We start from the raw sequence: 17,835 nt of genomic DNA on the forward strand, positions 1-17,835 counted from the left end.
CCGACGAGGGCACCGACGCCCGCGCCCACCGGGCCGCCCAGCGCGCCGACACCGGCGCCCGTCGCGGCCCCGGCGGCCGCGCCGCCCTGCACACGATCACGCTCATTGGTGCCACAGGCGGACAATGCCAGGACGAGGACCGCGGCGCCTGCGAGATGCAGCTTCATGGTGTTCTTCTCCCTTGATGGCCTGTGGCCCGCCACGCCCAAGCAGCTGAGGCATGACCGGGCCCAAACAGGGCTTCAACGTGCCCCCGGCGGGAAAAGTTGCCCAAGCGGGCTGAGTGGCTCAGGCCGCCCGGTAGGCCTCGACCAACCGCCGGCCCTGTTCGCCGGCGCGCACCATCCATTCTTCGAGCATCGTGGTGGAGATGCGTTGCAGTTCCCCCGTCATGGCGGGGGACGGGCGGCGCAATTCCATCCCCTGCTCGGCCAGCTTCTGGGGGGCCTCAATGCTTTCGGCCAGGGACATCGCCCAGCCACGGGCCTCGGCGGCGGCGGCGGCCTCGCGCAGCGCGGCACGGGCGGCGGCCGGCAGGGCTTCCAGGGCACGGGTCTGCACCACCACGGTGCTGCGCGGGAAGTTGGCGTCGATGGCGGTGAAGAAGCGGCTGAACGTCCAGGCCCGCATGTCGACGCCGGAGGACGCCGAGGTGAACATGGTGGTGGCGACGCGGGTGGCGAAGGCGCCCTCCACCTCCTCCGGGTCCAGCGAGGCAGGGTTTGCGCCGAGCAGGGAGGCCAGCCGCGCGCCCATCGGCGTCCGTACCCGCATGCGGGTACCGCGCAGCGCCGCCAGCGATTCGATGGCGAAGCCGGTGTAGAGGCCACTGGGCGGCAGCGTCATCTGGTACAGCAGCGTCAGCCCATCCCGCTGCAACCGGCGCTCGATCAGCGGGCGGGTCAGCGCGGCCAGGCGGCGGGATTGATCGTAGTCCCGCACGAAGCCGGGCAGCACGTCCAGCTCCGTCACCGGGTCGGGCTCGCGCTCGGCGGAGAGCAGAAGCTCCGCCATCTGCACCTGGCCGGTCTGAACGCCGCGCCGCAGCTCCGACCCCTTCATCAGCGCGCCGCCGGCATGCAGCCGCAGTTCCATCCAGTCGCCGGAGGCATCGCGCGCATCCTGAATGAACTGGCGCAGGTTGCGTACCGCGACGCTATTGGCCTGGGAGGCGGTGGCCATTTGCCATCGCGCCTGCGCGGCCAAGGGACGGTCCGGAAGCGTGAGGCAGACCGCCGCGGCTGCCCCGGCGGGCAAGAGGCCCCGGCGTGTCATCATCATGGCTCAGGCCCGATTCCCAACTGCCTCATCATGCAACGCCGGGACGGGGCGTGAAGATGCCCTTAGCTGGCGGAAGTCACATAGTTGCGTAGTTCCGTCGCCTCCAGCTCGGCCTCCTCGATGCGCGCCTTCACCAGGTCGCCGATCGAGACCATGCCGGCCAGCTGGCCGCTCTCATCCAGCACCGGCAGGTGGCGGACGCGGCGATCGGTCATCATCGCCAGCGCCTCGCCGATCAGCGTGCGGGGGCTGACGGTGTAGAGCACGCGGGTCATCAACTGCCGGGCGGTCAGCCCGCCGGCGTCGCCGGCGGCGGCCAGGGCGCGGACGATGTCCCGCTCGCTGACGATGCCCAGCACCTCGCCGGCCGCATCGCGGACCAGCGCGGCACCGATGCGGTTCTGCGTCAAGGTACGGGCGATGGCCACGGTGCCGTCTTCCGGCCCCACATCGATGACCTTGGCGCCCTTCACCCGCAGGATATTGGCAATGATCATGGCGTTCCCTTTCCGCGGCTGCGCGGGCCGGCGCCAAACGTGGCGACAAGGCCCGCCTGCTCATTGGAGAGCGGGAACGATGACGAAGCGGGTTACATCAAGTCCAGAAAAATCGCGCCGCGCGCGGCATCGTGCAGGCGCCACGGCGTGGCCGGGAATTCAGCCGAGCAGGCGCATCGCCTCCGCGCTGGCACGCTGGATGGAGAGGACGAAGACCTGCCGGTCCGCCCCCGCCAGCCCGTCCAGATCCGCGCCGGTCAGGAAGGCCAGCAGGCTGGCGCCGCCGCCGCCCGGCATGGCCGAGGTCAGGCCCATCAGCGTGCCGCTGCTATCCACCACCGGGCCGCCGGAATAGCCCATCAGCGCCGGCATGCGGGCGGTGAAGCCACGGCCGAAGCCCGGCATCTCAGCATCCGGGGCCTCCACCACGCCTTGCGCGACGCTGTGGCCGATGCCGGGGGCACCGGCGGCCCAGACGGCTTCGCCGCTGCGGGGGGCATCGGTGGCGCGGGGCGGGGCTTCCAGGAAGCCGGCCGGCACACGCAGCACCGCCAGATCCATCCGCCGGCTGCGCAGGACGCCGAGGACCGGCGCTTCCTCTCCATCCAGGCCCCGCCGCAGCGTGACGGCGCCACCCTGGGTGAGGACGTGGGCGCAGGTGAGCACGTGGCAATCGTCGAAGCCCACCGCGGCGCCGCGCGGCGCGCCACCCAGATGCAGGGCGGCGAAGCCGGTGGTGCTGACCTGGGCCGCGGGCGTGCCGGCGGCTTCCCGCCCCGGCAGCCGGGCGGCGCAACCCGCAAGCGACCACGCGGCCGCCAGCCCGCCCATGCCCTGCAATAACCGCCGCCTGCCCGTCATCACCTGCCCTAAATCCCCGCGATGCGGCCGACACCGTGTCGCGTTAACGAATCGGCCTCAACCTATCATTGAATGGCTGCCAGTAAAGTTCTCGTAAGGCTCAATTTTCGGGCAATGGCGCCATGCGGCATTATGAACGGCGAGAAATGAATCGAATATGAATCCGTGTGTCATAAGACGGGATTACGCATCTAACTTTACGAGAACGTCTCCATGGCGTTAGAACAGCCGCCACGCTGAGGCCATCCCGGCCTCTCCCCTCCCCCGAGGCCCGAGCCGTGTCCAACCCCTGCTCCGCCCTGACCTTGCGCGCCTGGCTGTTCGCCGGCCTCGCGCTCTGCGCCCTGTCCGCCATGTCCCCCGCCATGGCGCAGCAGGAGCAGGAACTGCGCAGCCGCAGCATCGCCGGCGCCAATACCCCGGCCTCCTCTGGCGACGCCGCCTGCGATGCGGCGGCCCAGGCCTGGCGCGCCTGCATCGCCGCCTCTCCCAAGCTGGCGGCCGACAAGGCGGCGGCGAATACCGAGGTGGACAAATTCATCCGCGATGTCTTCGACGCCCGCGGTCCGCACCGCCCCTCCATCACCGGCGCCTGCCCCCGCATGGAGGCCGGCTACCGCCGCATGGTGCAGGACGGCACCTGCGCCGGGAACGTGACCGGCGCGCGCGACGACCAGATCTCCCGCACCCGGGACGGCGCCGAGGCCGCGACGCGCTGAGGCGCATCCGCCGCCGACCGACGCGGCGGATACGCTCGCTGCGTCGGCTCGCTGGCTCGGTCACGCCGAAGGCTGGCGCAGCCAAGGCGATTCCGCGCAAAGCCGCTGGGCGCCGGGCCGGGGTTTGCCGCCCGGCCCCGAGCCGCCCCCTACAGCATTTCGAGCGATTGCTTGCGCGATGGCGGCGGGAAGGCGGAATCCAGTTCCGTCAGGTCCTCCGGCGTCAGCACCATCAGGTGCGCGTCCCAGTTCTCGCGCAGATGCGCGGCGCTGGACGCCTTGGGGATGGCGATGACGCCCGGGTTCCGCAGCGTCCAGGCCAGCGCCACCTGCGCCGGGGTGGAGCCCTGCCGCTTCGCCACCCGGCGCAGCACCGGGTGCTCCAGCAACGCCCCCGCCTGGCCCAGCGGCGAATACGCCATCACCGGCATCAGTTGCTGCTGGCAGAAGGGCAGCAGGTCGAACTCCACGCCGCGCGATTCCAGGTTGTAGAGTACCTGGTCGGTCATGCAGCGGGAGAGGTCGTCCCCCAGTTCCTCCAGGTCCGACACATCGAGGTTGGAGACGCCCCAGTGGCGGATCTTGCCCTGCTGCTTCAGCGCTTCCATCGCCTCGGCGGTCTCCGCTAGCGGCACATTGCCGCGCCAGTGCAGCAGGTACAGGTCGATCACATCGGTCCGCAGGCGCTTCAGGCTGCGCTCGCAGGCCTGCGGCAACAGGCTGCGGGAGGCGTTCTGCGGATAGGCCTTGCTGACCAGGAAGACCTCATCCCGGCGCCCCTCGATCGCTTCGGCCACCACTTCCTCGGACCCGCCATCGGCATACATCTCGGCGGTGTCGATCAGCGTCATGCCGAGGTCCAGGCCGGCGCGCAGCGTCCCGGCCTCCGCCCTGCGGTCAGCGCCGCGTTCGCCCATCTTCCAGGTGCCCTGGCCCAGGGTGGGGATCGGTGTTCCGTCGGCGAGGGTCGTGCTGTGCATGGTATCCTCCGTTGCTGATCCCTATCTTGGCGGGCATGCGCCTTCAGACCACCACCGCCCTGCTGCTTTTCCCACTGCTGCTGGCATCCGGCCCCCGCCCCGCCGCCGCGGCCGATACCTACGGCCCCTGGCTGCTGGTCTGCGCGACGGACAGCATGACCGACCGCAATTCCTGCCGCATGACGCACGAGCAGCCGGTGGAGCCCGCCAGCCCCGGCCAATCCGCCATGGGGCTGGAAGTCGTCGCCCGCGACGGGATGCTGGTGCCGGCGGTGACGGCGCGGGACCTGGGGGTGGATAATCCCGGCCGCGGCCTGCTGGCCTTCACCGGCACCGCGCAGGTGCGCTTCCCGCCCCAGCCGATGTTCGAGATGCCCTGCCGGCTGGAAGGCCGTTCCGTGGTCTGCACGCCGAAGCCGGCGGACATGGCCCGCGCGGCGGAGGAACTGGCCCGGTCCCAACGCGTGCTGATCCGCGTGATGGGGCTGGGCACCGGCAGCGCGGAGGCGGAACCGCGCAGCCTGCCGCTGACCCGCACGGCGGAGGCCCTGACCGCCCTGCGCGCCCGCATGCCGGCCGATAGCGCCGCGCCGCCGCCGGAGCCGGGTTTTGACCTGCGCGACGTGTTCCAGCGACTGCAGCGCTTCTTCTTCGCGGAATAGGGCGCAGCTTCGCGGGCGCGCATGAGAGGGGCGCTGCCCCTCTCAAACTCTCCCCGCCAAAGGCCCGAGGCCTTTGAAAACCCGGATGTCTGGCCGCTGAAATGGTTCGCGGGTCGCCGCTGGCGGTAGGCCAGGTGGATGATACAGTCAGGGCCGCTGGGGCGATGCGCGCCGGGGATAAGCGCTGCTTCCTGATCGCGGGTGTAGCGGGTCGTATCCCTGCCGGGGGAGCACGAGGGGCGGCGCCCCCTCGCTCTGTCCGCTAAACCGACAGCCAGCGCTTCAGGCGCGGCACCGCCTCCGCCATCGCGGCTTCCGGTCCGCAATAGCTGAAGCGCAGGAAGCGGCCACCGCGTGCCGGGTCGAAATCCACGCCGGGGGTGGCGGCGATGCCGGCCTCGGCCAGCATGCGGGCGGCGAAGCCGACGCTGTCATTGGTCAGCCGGCTGATATCGGCCCAGATGTAGAAGGCGCCATCGGCCTCGGCCAGCCGGTCGAACCCCGCTTCGGGCAGGCCGCGCAGCAGCGTGGCGCGGTTGCGGGCATAGACGGCCTTGTTGGCCTCCAGCTCCTCGATACAGCCGAAGGACGCTTCGGCCGCCACCTGCGCCACATGCGGGGCGCTGATGAACATGTTCTGCGCCAGGCACTCCACCGGGCGCAGCAAATCCTCCGGCAGCACCATCCAGCCGATGCGCCAGCCGGTCATGGAAAAGTACTTGGAGAAGCTGTTCACCACGATGGCGCTGTCGCTGCACCCGGCGGCGGTGCATTCCTCCGCGCCGTAGGACAGGCCGTGATAGATCTCGTCCGAGATCAGCCGCACCCCGTTCGCCTCGCACCAGGAGGCGATCGCGTCCAGCTCCTGCCGGGACAGCATGGTGCCGGCGGGATTGCAGGGGGAGGCGACGATCAACCCTTCCGGCCGCGGGTCCAGCGCTTCCAGCATCGCGACGGTGGGCTGGAATCGGGTGCTGGCATCGCAGGGCAGGATCTGCGGCACCATGCCCAGCGCGGTCAGGATATTGGCGTAGGGCGGGTAGAAGGGCGCGGCCATCGCCACCCGGTCCCCGGCGTCGAACGCAGCCAGGAAGGCCAGTGGGAAGGCACCTGAGGCGCCGACCGTTACCGCCACGCGGTCCGGCGCGATGACCACGCCGTATTTCTCGCGGTAATGGGCGGCGATGCGTTCACGCAGCGGGCGCAGGCCGAAGGCCTCGGTATAGCCCATCGGCTGGCCGGCCTGCAGGGCGCGGATCGCGGCCTCGGCAGCGCCACGTGGCGCGCCGGTGCCGGGCTGCCCAACCTCCATCCGCAACACGCCGGGCGCGCCCGGCGGCAGCGACGCCGCGCGCGCATTGGCGGCGGCGATGACGTCCATGACCAGGAAGGGCGGCGCTTCCGCCCCCTTCCCCGTCTTCAGCGCCATGTTACTGCAGGCCGCCGACGGCCAGGCCGGCCCCGCGCGGGTCGGTCGCGGCGACGCATTGGGCGGCATCGCCCGGCAGGTAGCGGGCGCAGTCGATGGCATTGCCGCGCCCGGGCTCCGGCACCGCCGCCAGGCTCTGGGCGATCGGCGCGCGGTTGATCAGGCTGCGGCTCAGCGGCAGCGCCGTCGCCAGCGGGGCGGCCTCCTGACCGGAGGACGCGCCGGCATAGCGGAAGGCGCTGAGGTTGCGGCTGTGGACGATGACGGCGGAGAGCAACGGCGGCTCCACCCGACCCACGCCCGGCGCGGCGGCCAGGAAGAAGCCGAGGCCCGGCACCACGCGGCCGGTGCCGAACAGGTTGTTCATGGTGAAGGCGCAGCTGACGGCGCCGCCCGCATTGTCCAGCACCACCAGGCTGGTGGAGGCCGGCAGCACGCCGAAGCCGGCACCGCCCGCCGGCGGGTTGGCCATCAGCGCGGCGGCATCGGCGCCACCCCGGCGCCAGGCGGCGGCGGCGGCAAGGCCGCGTTGCGCGGCGGCATCGGCCGGCTGGCCAGCCTGTAGCGCCTGGGCGGTGACGGCGGCGGCAAGGCCACCATCGGCCGGCGGCGGCAGGAAGGAGAGCGTGTCGCTGACCACCGTCATCTGCAACGGCGGTACCACCTGCGCCAGAGCAGGGCGCATGGCGTCGACCGTCAGCGCACCGCCGACGCGGGGGGAGAGCTGCTCCAGCCGGCGGCCCATGGCGCCCTGGTAGAGATCGCCCACGCCGGAGACGCGCAGTGCCGCCAGGGTGGCGCCAAGGTCCGGCTGGGCCAGTTGCTCGCCCGCCGCCAGCGCGCGGCCACGCGGGGCGAAGGTGGCGGCGGCGCCAGGGTCGGCCAGCAGTGGGCCGGACACGGCGGTCAGGTCGTTGGCCAGGGCGCGGGAGGTCTCGGTCCCGAAGCGGGCCAGTTGCTCGGCCGGGGCCATCAGTTCCTCGAACGGCCGGCGCGGGTTGCGGGTGTGCAGGGCGAACAGGCCGCGCGCCATCAGCGGGATGGCGGCCGGGCGGTCGCCCCCGGTGGTGCCGGGCGCCTGCGGGGTGAAGACCACGGCTTCCGTGGTGTTGCGGGCCGGGTTGTAGACCAGGCAGGCGCCACCGCCGCCAAGGCCGGCGCGGGAAGGCAGGGTGACCGAGAGCGCGAAGCCCGCCGCCACCGCCGCATCGACCGCGGTGCCGCCGGCAGAGAGCACATCCCGCGCCACCAGCGCCGCGCGCGGCTCATCCGCCACCACGCCGCCCAGGAAGCCGCGGACATAGCCGGGCTGGCCCGCCTCCACCGACGGGCCGGCGCCCACGGCGCTGGCGACGGTGCCGCAACCGCTGAGCGTCATCAGCCCCAGCAGGGCGGCGGCCTGGGGTCGGGCGTTACGGCGGCGGCGCGGGGCGGTGCTGCTGGTCATGCTGGCTTACTTCACTCCGGTCAAACCGTTGCGTGGGCAGAACTTTCGCCCAGGCGGGCTACACCTTGGGGGCCATAGACTCCTTCGCCGAGCCCGGCAACCGGATGTTCGGCGCACGGCTGTGTCACCTGCCCCGGTTTCCCGGGCAGCCCCCTCGCCGGGCATGGGGCACGGCTGCCCGCGTGGCTGTGACCGGCGGCGTATTTGCGCGGCGGCGCCCCAGCGGTCAGCATATGCGCGGCGCCCGCCCGGCGCCGACCTACCGGAGAGATTGCCCGTGAGACCACACCGCCCGGCCACGTCCGCCCCGGCCCACGCCCGCCCCGCCTTCCTCGCGGCTGCGGCGCGCGGGCTGGCGCTGGCCGGTGTGCTGGCCGCCATGCCGGCGGGCGCCCAGGTGACGCCCCCGGCACCGGCGCCGCAGGCAACACAGATGACGCCCCCGGCGCCAGCGCCGCAGGCAACACAGGCGCCACCGGCCGCACAGATGTCGCAGGCCGCGCCGGCCAGCGGCGCGGGCCTTTCCCCCCGCCAGCGGCAAGAGGTGGTGGAGGTGCTTCGCCAAGCGCTACGGCAGGACCCCAGCATCCTGCGCGAGGCGATCGTAGCCATGCAGGCGGCGGAGGAGGACAACCGCGCCAATGCCCAGCGCAGCGCCATCGCCACCCATGCCGATGCGTTGCTGCGCAATGCGGCGGACCCGGTGAAGGGCAACCCGCAGGGCAACGTGACGCTGGTCGAGTTCTTCGATGCCCGTTGCGGCTACTGCAAGATCCTGCACCCGACGATGCAGCAGCTGTTGCAGGCCGACCCGAATATCCGCGTGGTGATGAAGGACCTGCCGATCCTCGGCCCCAACAGCGTCGTCGCCAGCCGGGCGCTGCTGGCCGCCCAGCGCCAGGGCAAGTATGTGCAGTTCCAGGACGCGCTGATGCGCCTGCGCGGCGAGCCGACCGAGGCGGTGCTGAAGACCGAGGCCGAGCGCATCGGCCTGGACTGGGCCCGGCTGCGGCGGGACATGGAAGACCCCGCCATCGCCCACCGGCTGGAAGCGAATGTGGCGCTGGCCCAGGCGCTTTCCATCCAGGGCACGCCGGCGCTGGTGATCGGCGATACGCTGGTACCGGGGGCGGTGGACCTGGCGACCCTGCAGCAGCTGGTGGCCAAGGCACGCCAGGGCGGCTGAGGCAACATCGCCACGTGCCTCGCCCAAGGCCCCGGCTTGGCCACGGGCCGAAACGCATCCTAGACTACACGCCGCAATGGACAGGGAGGGGCAGGATGCAACCGGCGCAACGCCAGACCGGCACGACCCGCCCCCATTGCGGCATCCCACGCCCGCCGGGGCCGCCGCGCGCATGAGGCAGCGGTCGTGATCCGGCTGGGGCGCGACCCCTATCTGCCGGCCTTCCCGGTCCGGCTGCCGATCCCCGACCTGCGCCCCTGGCTGGAGGGCAACCGCCTGCCGGGGGTCTGGAGCTTCGATGCCCCGCTGCCCGGGCCGCATGTCGCCCTGGTCTCCCTGATCCATGGCAACGAGATCGCCGGCGCGCTGCTGCTGGCCCGCTGGCTGCGGGAGGGGCTGCGGCCATTGCGCGGGCGGCTAACCTTCATCTTTGGCAATCTGGCCGCCTTCGCCCGCTTCGACCCCGCCGACCCCACCATCAGCCGCTTCGTCGACGAGGACCTGAACCGCGTGTGGGACGACCGCATGCTGGCCGGCACCCGCCGCAGCACGGAGCTGGAGCGCGCCCGCGCGCTGCGCCCGCTGATGGACGAGGTCGATGTGCTGCTGGACCTGCACAGCATGCTGTGGCCCTCCGACCCGCTGATCATCGCCGGCCAGGCGGCGGAATCCCGCGCGCTGGGGCTGCGCCTGGGCACGCCGCCGCTGGTGGTGGCCGACCATGGGCACCAGACCGGCCGCCGGCTGATCGACTCCCCCGCCTTCGCCGAGCGCCCCGCCCTGCTGGTGGAAGGCGGCCCGCATTGGGAGGAGACGACGCTGGAGACGCTGGAACGCTGCGCCACCACGCTGTTGCAGGAATACGGCCTGATCCCCCCCGCCCCTGCCCCCGTGACGCCCGGAAGGCTGGCGGAGGTGACGCGCACCGTCATCGCCGGCACCCACGCCTTCACCTTCGTGGAGCAGTTCCGCGGCGGCACCGTCATTCCCCGCCGCAACACCCTGCTGGCGCTGGATGGTGACCAGGAAATCCGCACCCCGCACGATGATTGCCTGCTGATCATGCCGAGCCCCCGCGCGTTGCGCGGCCACACCGCCATCCGGCTGGCCCGATACGTCTGAAACATCGCCCGCTATTCCCTTCTTGCATGACCGGCATGTTTCTTGCTGATGTCTCGATCGTCATGTCAGGGAGATGCAGGGCACCATGAAGTCGCTCCGATCCAAGCTTCTACTGGGCGCCGCCACGCTCGGGCTCGCCGCCCTGCAGCCGGCCGCGGCGCAGACCGTCACCATCGCCATCGGCGGTTCGGTGACCTCGCTGGACCCGCATTTCTACAACGCCTCCCCCAATAACAGCGTCACCAGCCACTTCTTTGACAAGCTGGTCGAGTTCGATGCCCGCGCGCAGCTGGTGCCGAAGCTGGCCGTCTCTTGGCGCGCCGTCGAGCCGACCGTGTGGGAGTTCAAGCTGCGCCCAGGCGTGAAGTGGCATGACGGGCGGGACTTCACCGCCGAGGACGTCGCCTTCACCATCGAGCGCACGCCGAACGTGCCGAACAGCCCCGGCGGCTTCGGCGCCTTCGTACGCGGCGTGCAGCGGACCGAGATCATCGACCCGCTGACCATCCGCTTCCACACCGCCGCCCCCTACCCGCTGCTGCCGACGGACTTTGCCTCGGTCGGCATCATCTCCCGCCATGTCGGGCAGAGCGCCAGCACGGAGGATTACAACGCCGGCCGCGCCGTCATCGGCACCGGGCCGTACCGCTTCACCGCCTATACGCCGGGCAACCGTACCCAGATGGCGCGCAACGACGCCTATTGGGAAGGCAGGCCGTCCTGGGCCACGGTGGATTACCGCGTCATCTCCTCCCCGCCCGCGCGCACGGCGGCGATCCTCTCCGGCGATGTCGACATCATCGATACCGTGCCGTCCTCAGACATTCCGCAATTGCAGCGGGAAGCACGGCTGCAGCTGACGCAGATCCAGGGCCTGCGCGTCATCTACCTGGCACCGGACCGCAGCCGCACGGCGGACCCCATCTTCGTCACCGACAACACCGGTAAGCCGCTGCCGCAGAACCCGTTCAACGACGTGCGGGTGCGCCGGGCGCTGAGCATGGCCATCAGCCGCGACGGCCTGGCCGAGCGGGTGATGGAAGGCACCGCCAAGCCGGCCGGCCAGTGGTTGCCACCCGGCGCGTATTCCTTCAACGACGCCGTGCCGCCGCTGGCGCAGGACCTGGAAGGCGCCCGCCGCCTGCTGGCCGAGGCCGGTTTCCCGCAGGGCTTCCGCATGACCCTGCACACGCCGAACGACCGCTACCCCAACGATGCCAAGACCGCCCAGGCCGTGGCGCAGATGTGGACGCGCGTGGGCGTGCAGACCACGGTGGAAGCGCTGCCCTGGGCCGCCTTCTCCACCCGCTCCAACCGCCAGGAATTCGGCATGCGGCTGGTCGGCTGGGGCAGCGCCACCGGCGAGGCCTCCTACGCCCTGGTCAACATCCTCGGCACCTACAGCACCGAGACCCGCTTCGGCGCCAACAATTCCGGCCGCTATTCCAACCGGGACCTGGATGCGCTGACAGTGCGCGCCACCGCCACGCTGGATGACCGGGAGCGCGAACGCATCCTGCAACAGGCGGTGAAGCTGGCGATGGACGACGTCGCCATCATCCCGCTGCACCAGCTGGTGAACACCTGGGCCGTGCGTAAAGGCCTGACGCACGACCCGCGCATGGACGAACGCACACGCGCGATGGATGTGACGCCGGGGCAGAGCTGACGGGGAGCCTTTTTGGAAGGGGGTAGGCTGGGGGAATTCCTTCCCCCAGCCTTCCTTCACCCAGGCTCACCCGCCAACGGCGTGAAGCCAAGCTCACTGATATACGCGGTGATCTCGGTAATCGCTGCCTCGATCGCCGCGACGTCGGTTCCCTTCGCCACCAGGGCGACGCCGCCGCCATTCTCCCGGTAATAGGGGTAGGAGCCGATCTCGACTTGGGGGAAGCGGTCCTGGATCTGGCCCAGCCCCTCGGCGATCTTGCCTTCCAGCATGCCGGTGGCGTGCACGGCGCGGCTTTGCACCGGAGTGCCGCCCTGCAGGCTGGGGGCAAGCTGGTCGAACATCGCCTGCATGATACGCGGCACGCCGGCCATGACATGCACGTTGCCAATGATGAAGCCGGGCGCGACCGAGACCGGGTTGGCGATCAGCGTGGCGCCGCGCGGCATCGTGGCCATGCGCTGGCGGGCGGCGTTGAACTCGGTCGGCGGTTCGCGGCTGGCGTAGTGCGCCGCCATCAGCGCCCAGGCTTCCTGGTTCGGCTCCCACGGCACGCCGAAGGCACGGGAGATGCACTCGGCGGTGATATCATCATGCGTCGGGCCGATGCCGCCGGTGGTGAAGACGTAGGTGTACTTGGCCCGCACCTCGTTCACCGTGGCGATGATCGTCTCCGGCACATCGGGGATGACGCGCGCCTCCCGCAGCGGGATGCCCATCTCGCCAAGGCGGGAGGCGAGGAATTGCAGGTTGGCATCCTTGGTGCGGCCGGACAGCACCTCGTTGCCAATGATCAGCAGGCAGGCGGTAGGATTGGTCACGGACGCGCTCCTCAAGCGTGACGGCCTGCGGTGGGTTCACCGGCCGGCTGATCACGCAATCAAACAAAGGGCTGGAGCGTGGTCTGTGAAGGCCTTTGAGCAGATCACGTTCCAAGGGGCATGTTCGCCACGGGCCGGACCGGCCCGCCAGGATCATGGGGCAGCTTCAGAGGAAATCCCGCAACATGGCCACCAGCGGCTTGTCGGCCGGCGGCATGGCGTAGTCGGTCAGCTTGTTGGCCTTCACCCAGGCCAGCGCCTGGCCCTCACGGGGCGTGATGGTGCCCTGCCAGCGGCGGCACAGATACAGCGGCATTAGCAGATGGAACTTGCCGGCATCGTGGCTGGCGAAGGTGAAGGGCGCGAGGCAGGCGGCGGAGACATCGATATCCAGCTCCTCCTTCAGCTCGCGGATCAGCGCTTCCTCCGGCGTCTCGCCAGCATCCAGCTTGCCGCCAGGGAATTCCCACAGCCCGGCCATCGGCTTGCCTTCCGGCCGGCGGGCCAGCAGCACGCGGCTGTCGGTATCCACTAGGGCGCAGGCGGCCACCAGCAGCAGCGGCTTGCCATCGGCCGCCGGGACGGCGGCGGTGGAAGCGGGGGTGGCGGGCAGTGGCTCGGCCTCGGTGAACGGGCCGAGGATCTCGTCCCGCCCGCCCTCGAACAGCCGCACCGGCAGGCGGCCGCCACGGGCGAGGAAATGCGCCTCACCCTTGCCGCTCTCCCGCAGGCCCACGGCGCGCAGGACGCCGGCGGAGCGGTCATTCTCCTCCAACACGTTCGCGACGACGCGGTCGATATCCAAATTGGCCAGGCCCCAGCGGGCGAGCCTGCCGGCGGCCTCGGCGGCGACACCGTGGCCCCAGTAGCGGCGGCCCACCCAGTAGCCCAGCTCGGCCGAGCGTTCGCCCGGCTCCAGCATCAGGCCGACGCAGCCGACCAGCACGTCCTTGTCGTTCTCATGCCCGACGATGGCCAGGTGCCAGGCCTCGCCGGCGGCGCGCTGCTTGTGGGTAGAGGCGATCCAGTCATCCGCCAGCTCGCGCGGATAGGGGAACGGCACGCGGGAGAGCCAGCGCACCACGTCCCAGTCATTGATCAGGCGGTGCAGCTGGGCGGCGTCCTCCGGCCCCAGGGGGCGCAGGGTCAGCCGCTCGGTGCGGAGGGGGGAGAAGTCAGCGTCGACGGTCATTCAACCAGTCCAGAAGGCCCCGCGGCGGCCAGCGCCGCCGCGGGGGTTAGGCAGATCAGCGGCGCCACCAGCCCCGCTTCTTCGGGGCGGCATCCTCGCTGCCGGTCTCGACCAGCACGGGCTGCACGGCGGTGGCCACCACCGGCTCCGACAAGGCGGAGTCGGCTGCGGGCGCCTCGGCGGCAGGTTCCGCCGCAGGGGCGACCTCCGCCTCAGGCACCGCGGCTGCGGCACGCTTGGCGGGGGCACGGCGCTTCGGCTTGGCCGGGGCCTCGGCGACCGCTTCGGCGTCCGGCATCGCCGGGGCTTCCACCACCTCCGGCGCGGCTTCGGCCACGACGGCGGCCTTCTTGCCACGCGGAGCCTTGGCGGCGGGCTTCGGCTCCTTCTCGGCCTTCACCGGCTTTTCCGCCTTGGCGGGCTTCTCCGCCTTCTTGGCGGCGGCGCGGCGCTTCGGCTTCGCGGCCTCGGTCACCTCCGCCACATCAGCAGCGGGCGTGGCCTCCGGGACCGTCTCGGCCACAGGCGTCTGCGCCACCGGCGTCTCGGCCACCGGAGCCTCGACGGCGGGGGCCTGGACGGCAGGGGCCTCGACTGCAGGAGCCACGGGGGCCTTGGCTTCGACCGGCTTCGCCGGCTCGGCTTGTGCCTTCGTCACCGCGGGCTGGGCCGGCCGCTGCGCGGCGCTCTCGCGCATCGCCGCTGCTTCCTCGGCCGCCGCCATGGCGTCGAAGATGTCCTCCAGCGACCCACCCGCGAAGGGGTTGGCCGGCGTCGGACCGACATAGCGCGGCTGGGCCTGCGGCTGAGGCTGGGCCTGCGGCTGCGGCTGCGGCTGTGCTTCCGGCTGGGATTGCGGACGCTCACCCTCGATCGGGATGTCGCGGCGGAAGCGGTTGCCCCCACGGCGGCCCCGGCGGCGGATGCGGCCATCCTCACCCCGTTCCTCACGCGGCCCACGCTCCTCGCGCGGTCCACGCTCCTCGCGGGGTGCACGCTCCTCACGCGGCGCGGCCTCACCCTGCGGCGCGGCGGCTTGGGGCGCGGCAGCTTGGGGCGCGGCCTCGGCGGTGACGGGCGCATCGGCCTCATCGCCTTCCTCGCCCTCGCCCTCGGCCTCCTCGGCCGCGGCTTCCTGCGCGGTCATCGGCGTACCGTCCTCGCGGCGGCCACCACGGCGGCGGCGGCGGCGGCGGCGCTTCTTGCCCTCGCCATCCAGGCCTTCACCCTCGGGGGCGCGGGCCTCGGCACCGTTGCGCGGCTCGGCGGCACGCGGTTCGGCCGCGCGGGGCTCGGCTGCACGGGGTTCGGCACGCACGGCTTCCGGCACGGCCTCGGCGGCCAGTTCCGGCACGTCTACGGCCTCGGGCGCGTAGTCCATGCGCAGCGCGCTGGGGGCGGAGACAGCCTCGGCCACCAGCTGCGGCCGGACGCGCTCAATGCGCAACGCCGGCGGCAGCAGCTTCGCGTCGGGCTCGAACACCACCGTCATGGCGTGGCGCTGCTCGATCATCGTCAGGCGGTCGCGCTTGCGGTTCAGCAGGTGCAGCGCCAGCTCCGGCGCCACGTGCACGACGATCTCGGCGGCCTTGCGCTTGGCCCCTTCCTCGTCGATCGCCCGCAGCACCTGCAGGGCGGCACTATCGGCGCTGCGGACGATGCCGAGGCCGTTGCAATGCGCGCAGGTGATGAACGACTGCTCGGTCACGCTCGGGCGCAGCCGCTGGCGGCTCATCTCCATCAGGCCGAAGTGGCTGATGCGGCCGACCTGGATGCGCGCGCGGTCGTTCTTCAGCGCTTCCTTCAGGCGGCGCTCGACCTGGGCGTCGTTGCGGTTCGCCTCCATGTCGATGAAGTCGATGACGATCAGGCCGGCCAGGTCGCGCAGGCGCAGCTGGCGGGCGATTTCCTCCGCCGCCTCGCAGTTCGTGCGCAGCGCCGTGTCCTCGATGTGCCGGTCCCGCGTGGCGCGGCCCGAGTTCACGTCGATGGCGACCAGCGCCTCGGTCTGGTTGATGACGATGTAGCCACCGGACTTCAGCTGCACGATCGGCGACATCATTGCATCGAGCTGCGCGTCCACGCCGTGGCGGGCGAACAGGGAGGCGGAGGGGTCGCGGTACAGGCGGATCTTGCGCTCATGCTGCGGCATCAGCATCCGCATGAAGTCGCGCGCCTGGCGGAAGGCGTCCTCGCCCTCGATCTGGATTTCCTCGATACCCGCGCTGAACGTGTCGCGGATCGAGCGCTTGATGAGGTCGGCTTCCTCATAGACCAGCGCGGGCGCGGTGGATTCCATGGTGCGCGTGCGGATCTCGTCCCACAGGCGCAGCAGGTACTCGCCGTCCCGGATGATCTCCGGCTTCGGGCGGGACGCGCCGGCCGTGCGGACGATCAGGCTCATGCCCTTGGGCAGGCCGATATCCTGCACCGCCTCGCGCAGGCGCTTGCGGTCCCCGGCCGAGGTGATCTTGCGGGAGATGCCGCCGCCGCGCGGGCTGTTCGGCATCAGCACGGAGAAGCGGCCGGCCAGGCTGATATAGGTGGTCAGCGCGGCGCCCTTGTTGCCCCGCTCCTCCTTCACGACCTGCACCAGCATGATCTGCCGGCGGCGGATCACTTCCTGGATCTTGTAGTGCCGCATGAAGCGGGAGGGGATGCGGCGCTCGCGCGAGCTGTCGTCGCTGTCGCCCTCGTCCTTGCTGCCACGGCCGCCCAGCGTCTCGGGCGGGGTCTCGTCCTCGTCCTCATCCGGGGCGGGGACGTCCTCGTGCGGCACCGGCGCCTCGGCGGCGGCGGCCTCGATGGCGACCATCTCTTCCGGGGTGGCGGAACGGCTCTCGCCCTGTACGGACATCGGCTGGGCGCGGCCGGGGCCCTTGTCGGACTGCTCGGCGGCCGGGTCGGCCTCCTGCACTTCGTCCGGCTCGGCATGGTGGGGGCTGGCGCCCTCATGCACGGGGGATTCGGTGAAGACGGAGGGGTTGGCCTGGGCACCCTCGCTGGCGGCGGCGCGCTCGGCCTCATCCGCATCGGCGATCTGCTCGATGGCGGCGACCATGGCGTCGGCCTCGGCCTCCGTCACGTCATCCTCGCCGCCGAACTCGTCCTCGTCCTCATCGGCCTCGGCGGCCTGCATCTCCAACAGGCGCTGACGGTCGGCGACGGGGATCTGGTAGTAGTCGGGGTGGATTTCGCTGAAAGCCAGGAAGCCGTGGCGGTTGCCGCCATACTCGACGAAGGCAGCCTGCAGGCTGGGCTCAACCCGGACAACCTTGGCCAGGTAGATGTTGCTCTTCAGCGGCTTCTTGTTCTCGGTCTCGACGTCGAACTCTTCGAGCCGGTTGCCGTCCAGCACCACCACACGGGTTTCTTCCGGGTGGTAGGCATCGATCAGCATGCGCTTGGTCATGAACCGGGATGCTCCGTGCCGCCGGCGCTCTCAGGCGCGGGGCGGCAGCAATGGGTGGGCATGCCCGAGTGAGCGGAATGGCACAGGCTACGCGGCGCGGTACAGGCCATGCGGCTGTGATCCGACCTCTCTCGGCGGGCCGTTGCCCCGTTCGCCGGGGGCGGCCCTGTTGTCGCGCGCCTCGCGCGGGCCCCGTGCAGCCTGGGCGGCCGCGAATCGCGGCACCTTCAGGCGCGGGCGGGCCAGCGGACAGGCAGCGAGCCAGGCGGCGGGCCGCGACGGCCCTCACCGCCCCTCTCATGCCGATGTGCGACAACCGGTGGAGCGGGCGACGGGACTTCCAGCCTGACGGGAAACGGACCCCGCGAGACGCGGAGGCACAGCCCGGTGCCGGAGACTTCCTTCGGGCCGCCCCCGCCCGGCGCCCGCCTAACAGGGCGGAATGGCACCAGGGAAAAGGCCGGGCGGCCGCGCCCAAAACCTCCACCGGCGGCACTGACCGCCGGGGCAACTCACCATAGGCGCCGCCCGCCCCTTCCACAAGGCTGAGCCGCATT

14 protein-coding genes are annotated in these 17,835 nt (G+C 71.4%); 5 read left to right on the plus strand and 9 right to left on the minus strand.

All coding sequences use genetic code 11. From position 1 onward, the window contains the following. Positions 1 to 288 precede the first annotated feature (288 nt). From dctP to IBL26_RS16260, 3 genes are all read right to left on the minus strand, one after another. On the minus strand, positions 289 to 1,182 hold the full coding sequence (dctP, locus tag IBL26_RS16250) for a TRAP transporter substrate-binding protein DctP (protein ID WP_187785559.1): 894 nt from the start codon (positions 1,180 to 1,182) through the stop codon (positions 289 to 291). A gap of 161 nt (positions 1,183 to 1,343) precedes the next feature. Beyond that, positions 1,344 to 1,778, minus strand: a complete 435-nt coding sequence (locus IBL26_RS16255) for a CBS domain-containing protein (RefSeq protein ID WP_187785560.1) — start codon at positions 1,776 to 1,778, stop codon at positions 1,344 to 1,346. Between the two features lie 159 nt (positions 1,779 to 1,937). Next, on the minus strand, positions 1,938 to 2,639 hold the full coding sequence (locus IBL26_RS16260; protein ID WP_187785561.1) for a S1 family peptidase: 702 nt from the start codon (positions 2,637 to 2,639) through the stop codon (positions 1,938 to 1,940). Between the two features lie 278 nt (positions 2,640 to 2,917). On the opposite strand from IBL26_RS16260, the gene IBL26_RS16265 reads away from it, so the two are divergent. Beyond that, positions 2,918 to 3,358 carry a hypothetical protein gene (locus IBL26_RS16265; RefSeq protein ID WP_187785562.1) on the plus strand — a complete coding sequence of 147 codons (441 nt, stop codon included), beginning with the start codon at positions 2,918 to 2,920 and terminating at the stop codon, positions 3,356 to 3,358. A 149-nt stretch (positions 3,359 to 3,507) separates the two neighbouring features. Here the strand turns inward: IBL26_RS16265 and IBL26_RS16270 are convergent, their stop codons facing one another. Further along, complete coding sequence (locus IBL26_RS16270) at positions 3,508 to 4,338, minus strand: aldo/keto reductase (RefSeq protein ID WP_187785563.1); 831 nt, start codon at positions 4,336 to 4,338, stop codon at positions 3,508 to 3,510. A gap of 35 nt (positions 4,339 to 4,373) precedes the next feature. Here IBL26_RS16270 and IBL26_RS16275 point away from each other — a divergent pair, with 35 nt between their 5' ends. Continuing rightward, positions 4,374 to 5,000, plus strand: coding sequence for a hypothetical protein (locus tag IBL26_RS16275; protein WP_194443616.1), 627 nt, complete (start codon positions 4,374 to 4,376; stop codon positions 4,998 to 5,000). Between the two features lie 262 nt (positions 5,001 to 5,262). Here IBL26_RS16275 and IBL26_RS16280 read toward each other — a convergent pair whose 3' ends face one another. Then, entirely contained in the window at positions 5,263 to 6,429 is a 1,167-nt protein-coding gene (locus IBL26_RS16280) for a pyridoxal phosphate-dependent aminotransferase (RefSeq protein ID WP_187785564.1), read from the minus strand. A 1-nt stretch (position 6,430) separates the two neighbouring features. After that, complete coding sequence (locus tag IBL26_RS16285; RefSeq protein ID WP_187785565.1) at positions 6,431 to 7,876, minus strand: gamma-glutamyltransferase; 1,446 nt, start codon at positions 7,874 to 7,876, stop codon at positions 6,431 to 6,433. Positions 7,877 to 8,153: 277 nt separating this feature from the next. Here IBL26_RS16285 and IBL26_RS16290 point away from each other — a divergent pair, with 277 nt between their 5' ends. From IBL26_RS16290 to IBL26_RS16300, 3 genes are all read left to right on the plus strand, one after another. Beyond that, positions 8,154 to 9,062, plus strand: a complete 909-nt coding sequence (locus IBL26_RS16290) for a DsbA family protein (protein WP_367615447.1) — start codon at positions 8,154 to 8,156, stop codon at positions 9,060 to 9,062. Positions 9,063 to 9,248: 186 nt separating this feature from the next. Then, positions 9,249 to 10,184 (plus strand): M14 family metallopeptidase, encoded by a 936-nt coding sequence (locus IBL26_RS16295; protein ID WP_367615448.1) that lies wholly within the window; start codon positions 9,249 to 9,251, stop codon positions 10,182 to 10,184. Positions 10,185 to 10,269: 85 nt separating this feature from the next. Continuing rightward, positions 10,270 to 11,853, plus strand: a complete 1,584-nt coding sequence (locus IBL26_RS16300) for an ABC transporter substrate-binding protein (protein ID WP_187785566.1) — start codon at positions 10,270 to 10,272, stop codon at positions 11,851 to 11,853. A 56-nt stretch (positions 11,854 to 11,909) separates the two neighbouring features. Here IBL26_RS16300 and IBL26_RS16305 read toward each other — a convergent pair whose 3' ends face one another. From IBL26_RS16305 to IBL26_RS16315, 3 genes are all read right to left on the minus strand, one after another. Next, the gene (locus IBL26_RS16305; protein WP_187785567.1) at positions 11,910 to 12,674 is read right to left on the minus strand and encodes a competence/damage-inducible protein A; all 765 of its coding nucleotides are present in this window, start codon (positions 12,672 to 12,674) and stop codon (positions 11,910 to 11,912) included. A gap of 166 nt (positions 12,675 to 12,840) precedes the next feature. Further along, the gene (locus tag IBL26_RS16310) at positions 12,841 to 13,866 is read right to left on the minus strand and encodes a bifunctional GNAT family N-acetyltransferase/(deoxy)nucleoside triphosphate pyrophosphohydrolase (RefSeq protein WP_187785568.1); all 1,026 of its coding nucleotides are present in this window, start codon (positions 13,864 to 13,866) and stop codon (positions 12,841 to 12,843) included. Positions 13,867 to 13,921: 55 nt separating this feature from the next. Next, positions 13,922 to 17,278: an Rne/Rng family ribonuclease gene (locus IBL26_RS16315; protein WP_187785569.1), complete on the minus strand. Its 3,357-nt coding sequence runs from the start codon at positions 17,276 to 17,278 to the stop codon at positions 13,922 to 13,924. Positions 17,279 to 17,835: the final 557 nt, after the last annotated feature.

Origin of the sequence: Teichococcus aerophilus (assembly GCF_014490485.1) — a bacterium.
Classification (GTDB): Bacteria; Pseudomonadota; Alphaproteobacteria; order Acetobacterales; family Acetobacteraceae; genus Pseudoroseomonas; species Pseudoroseomonas aerophila.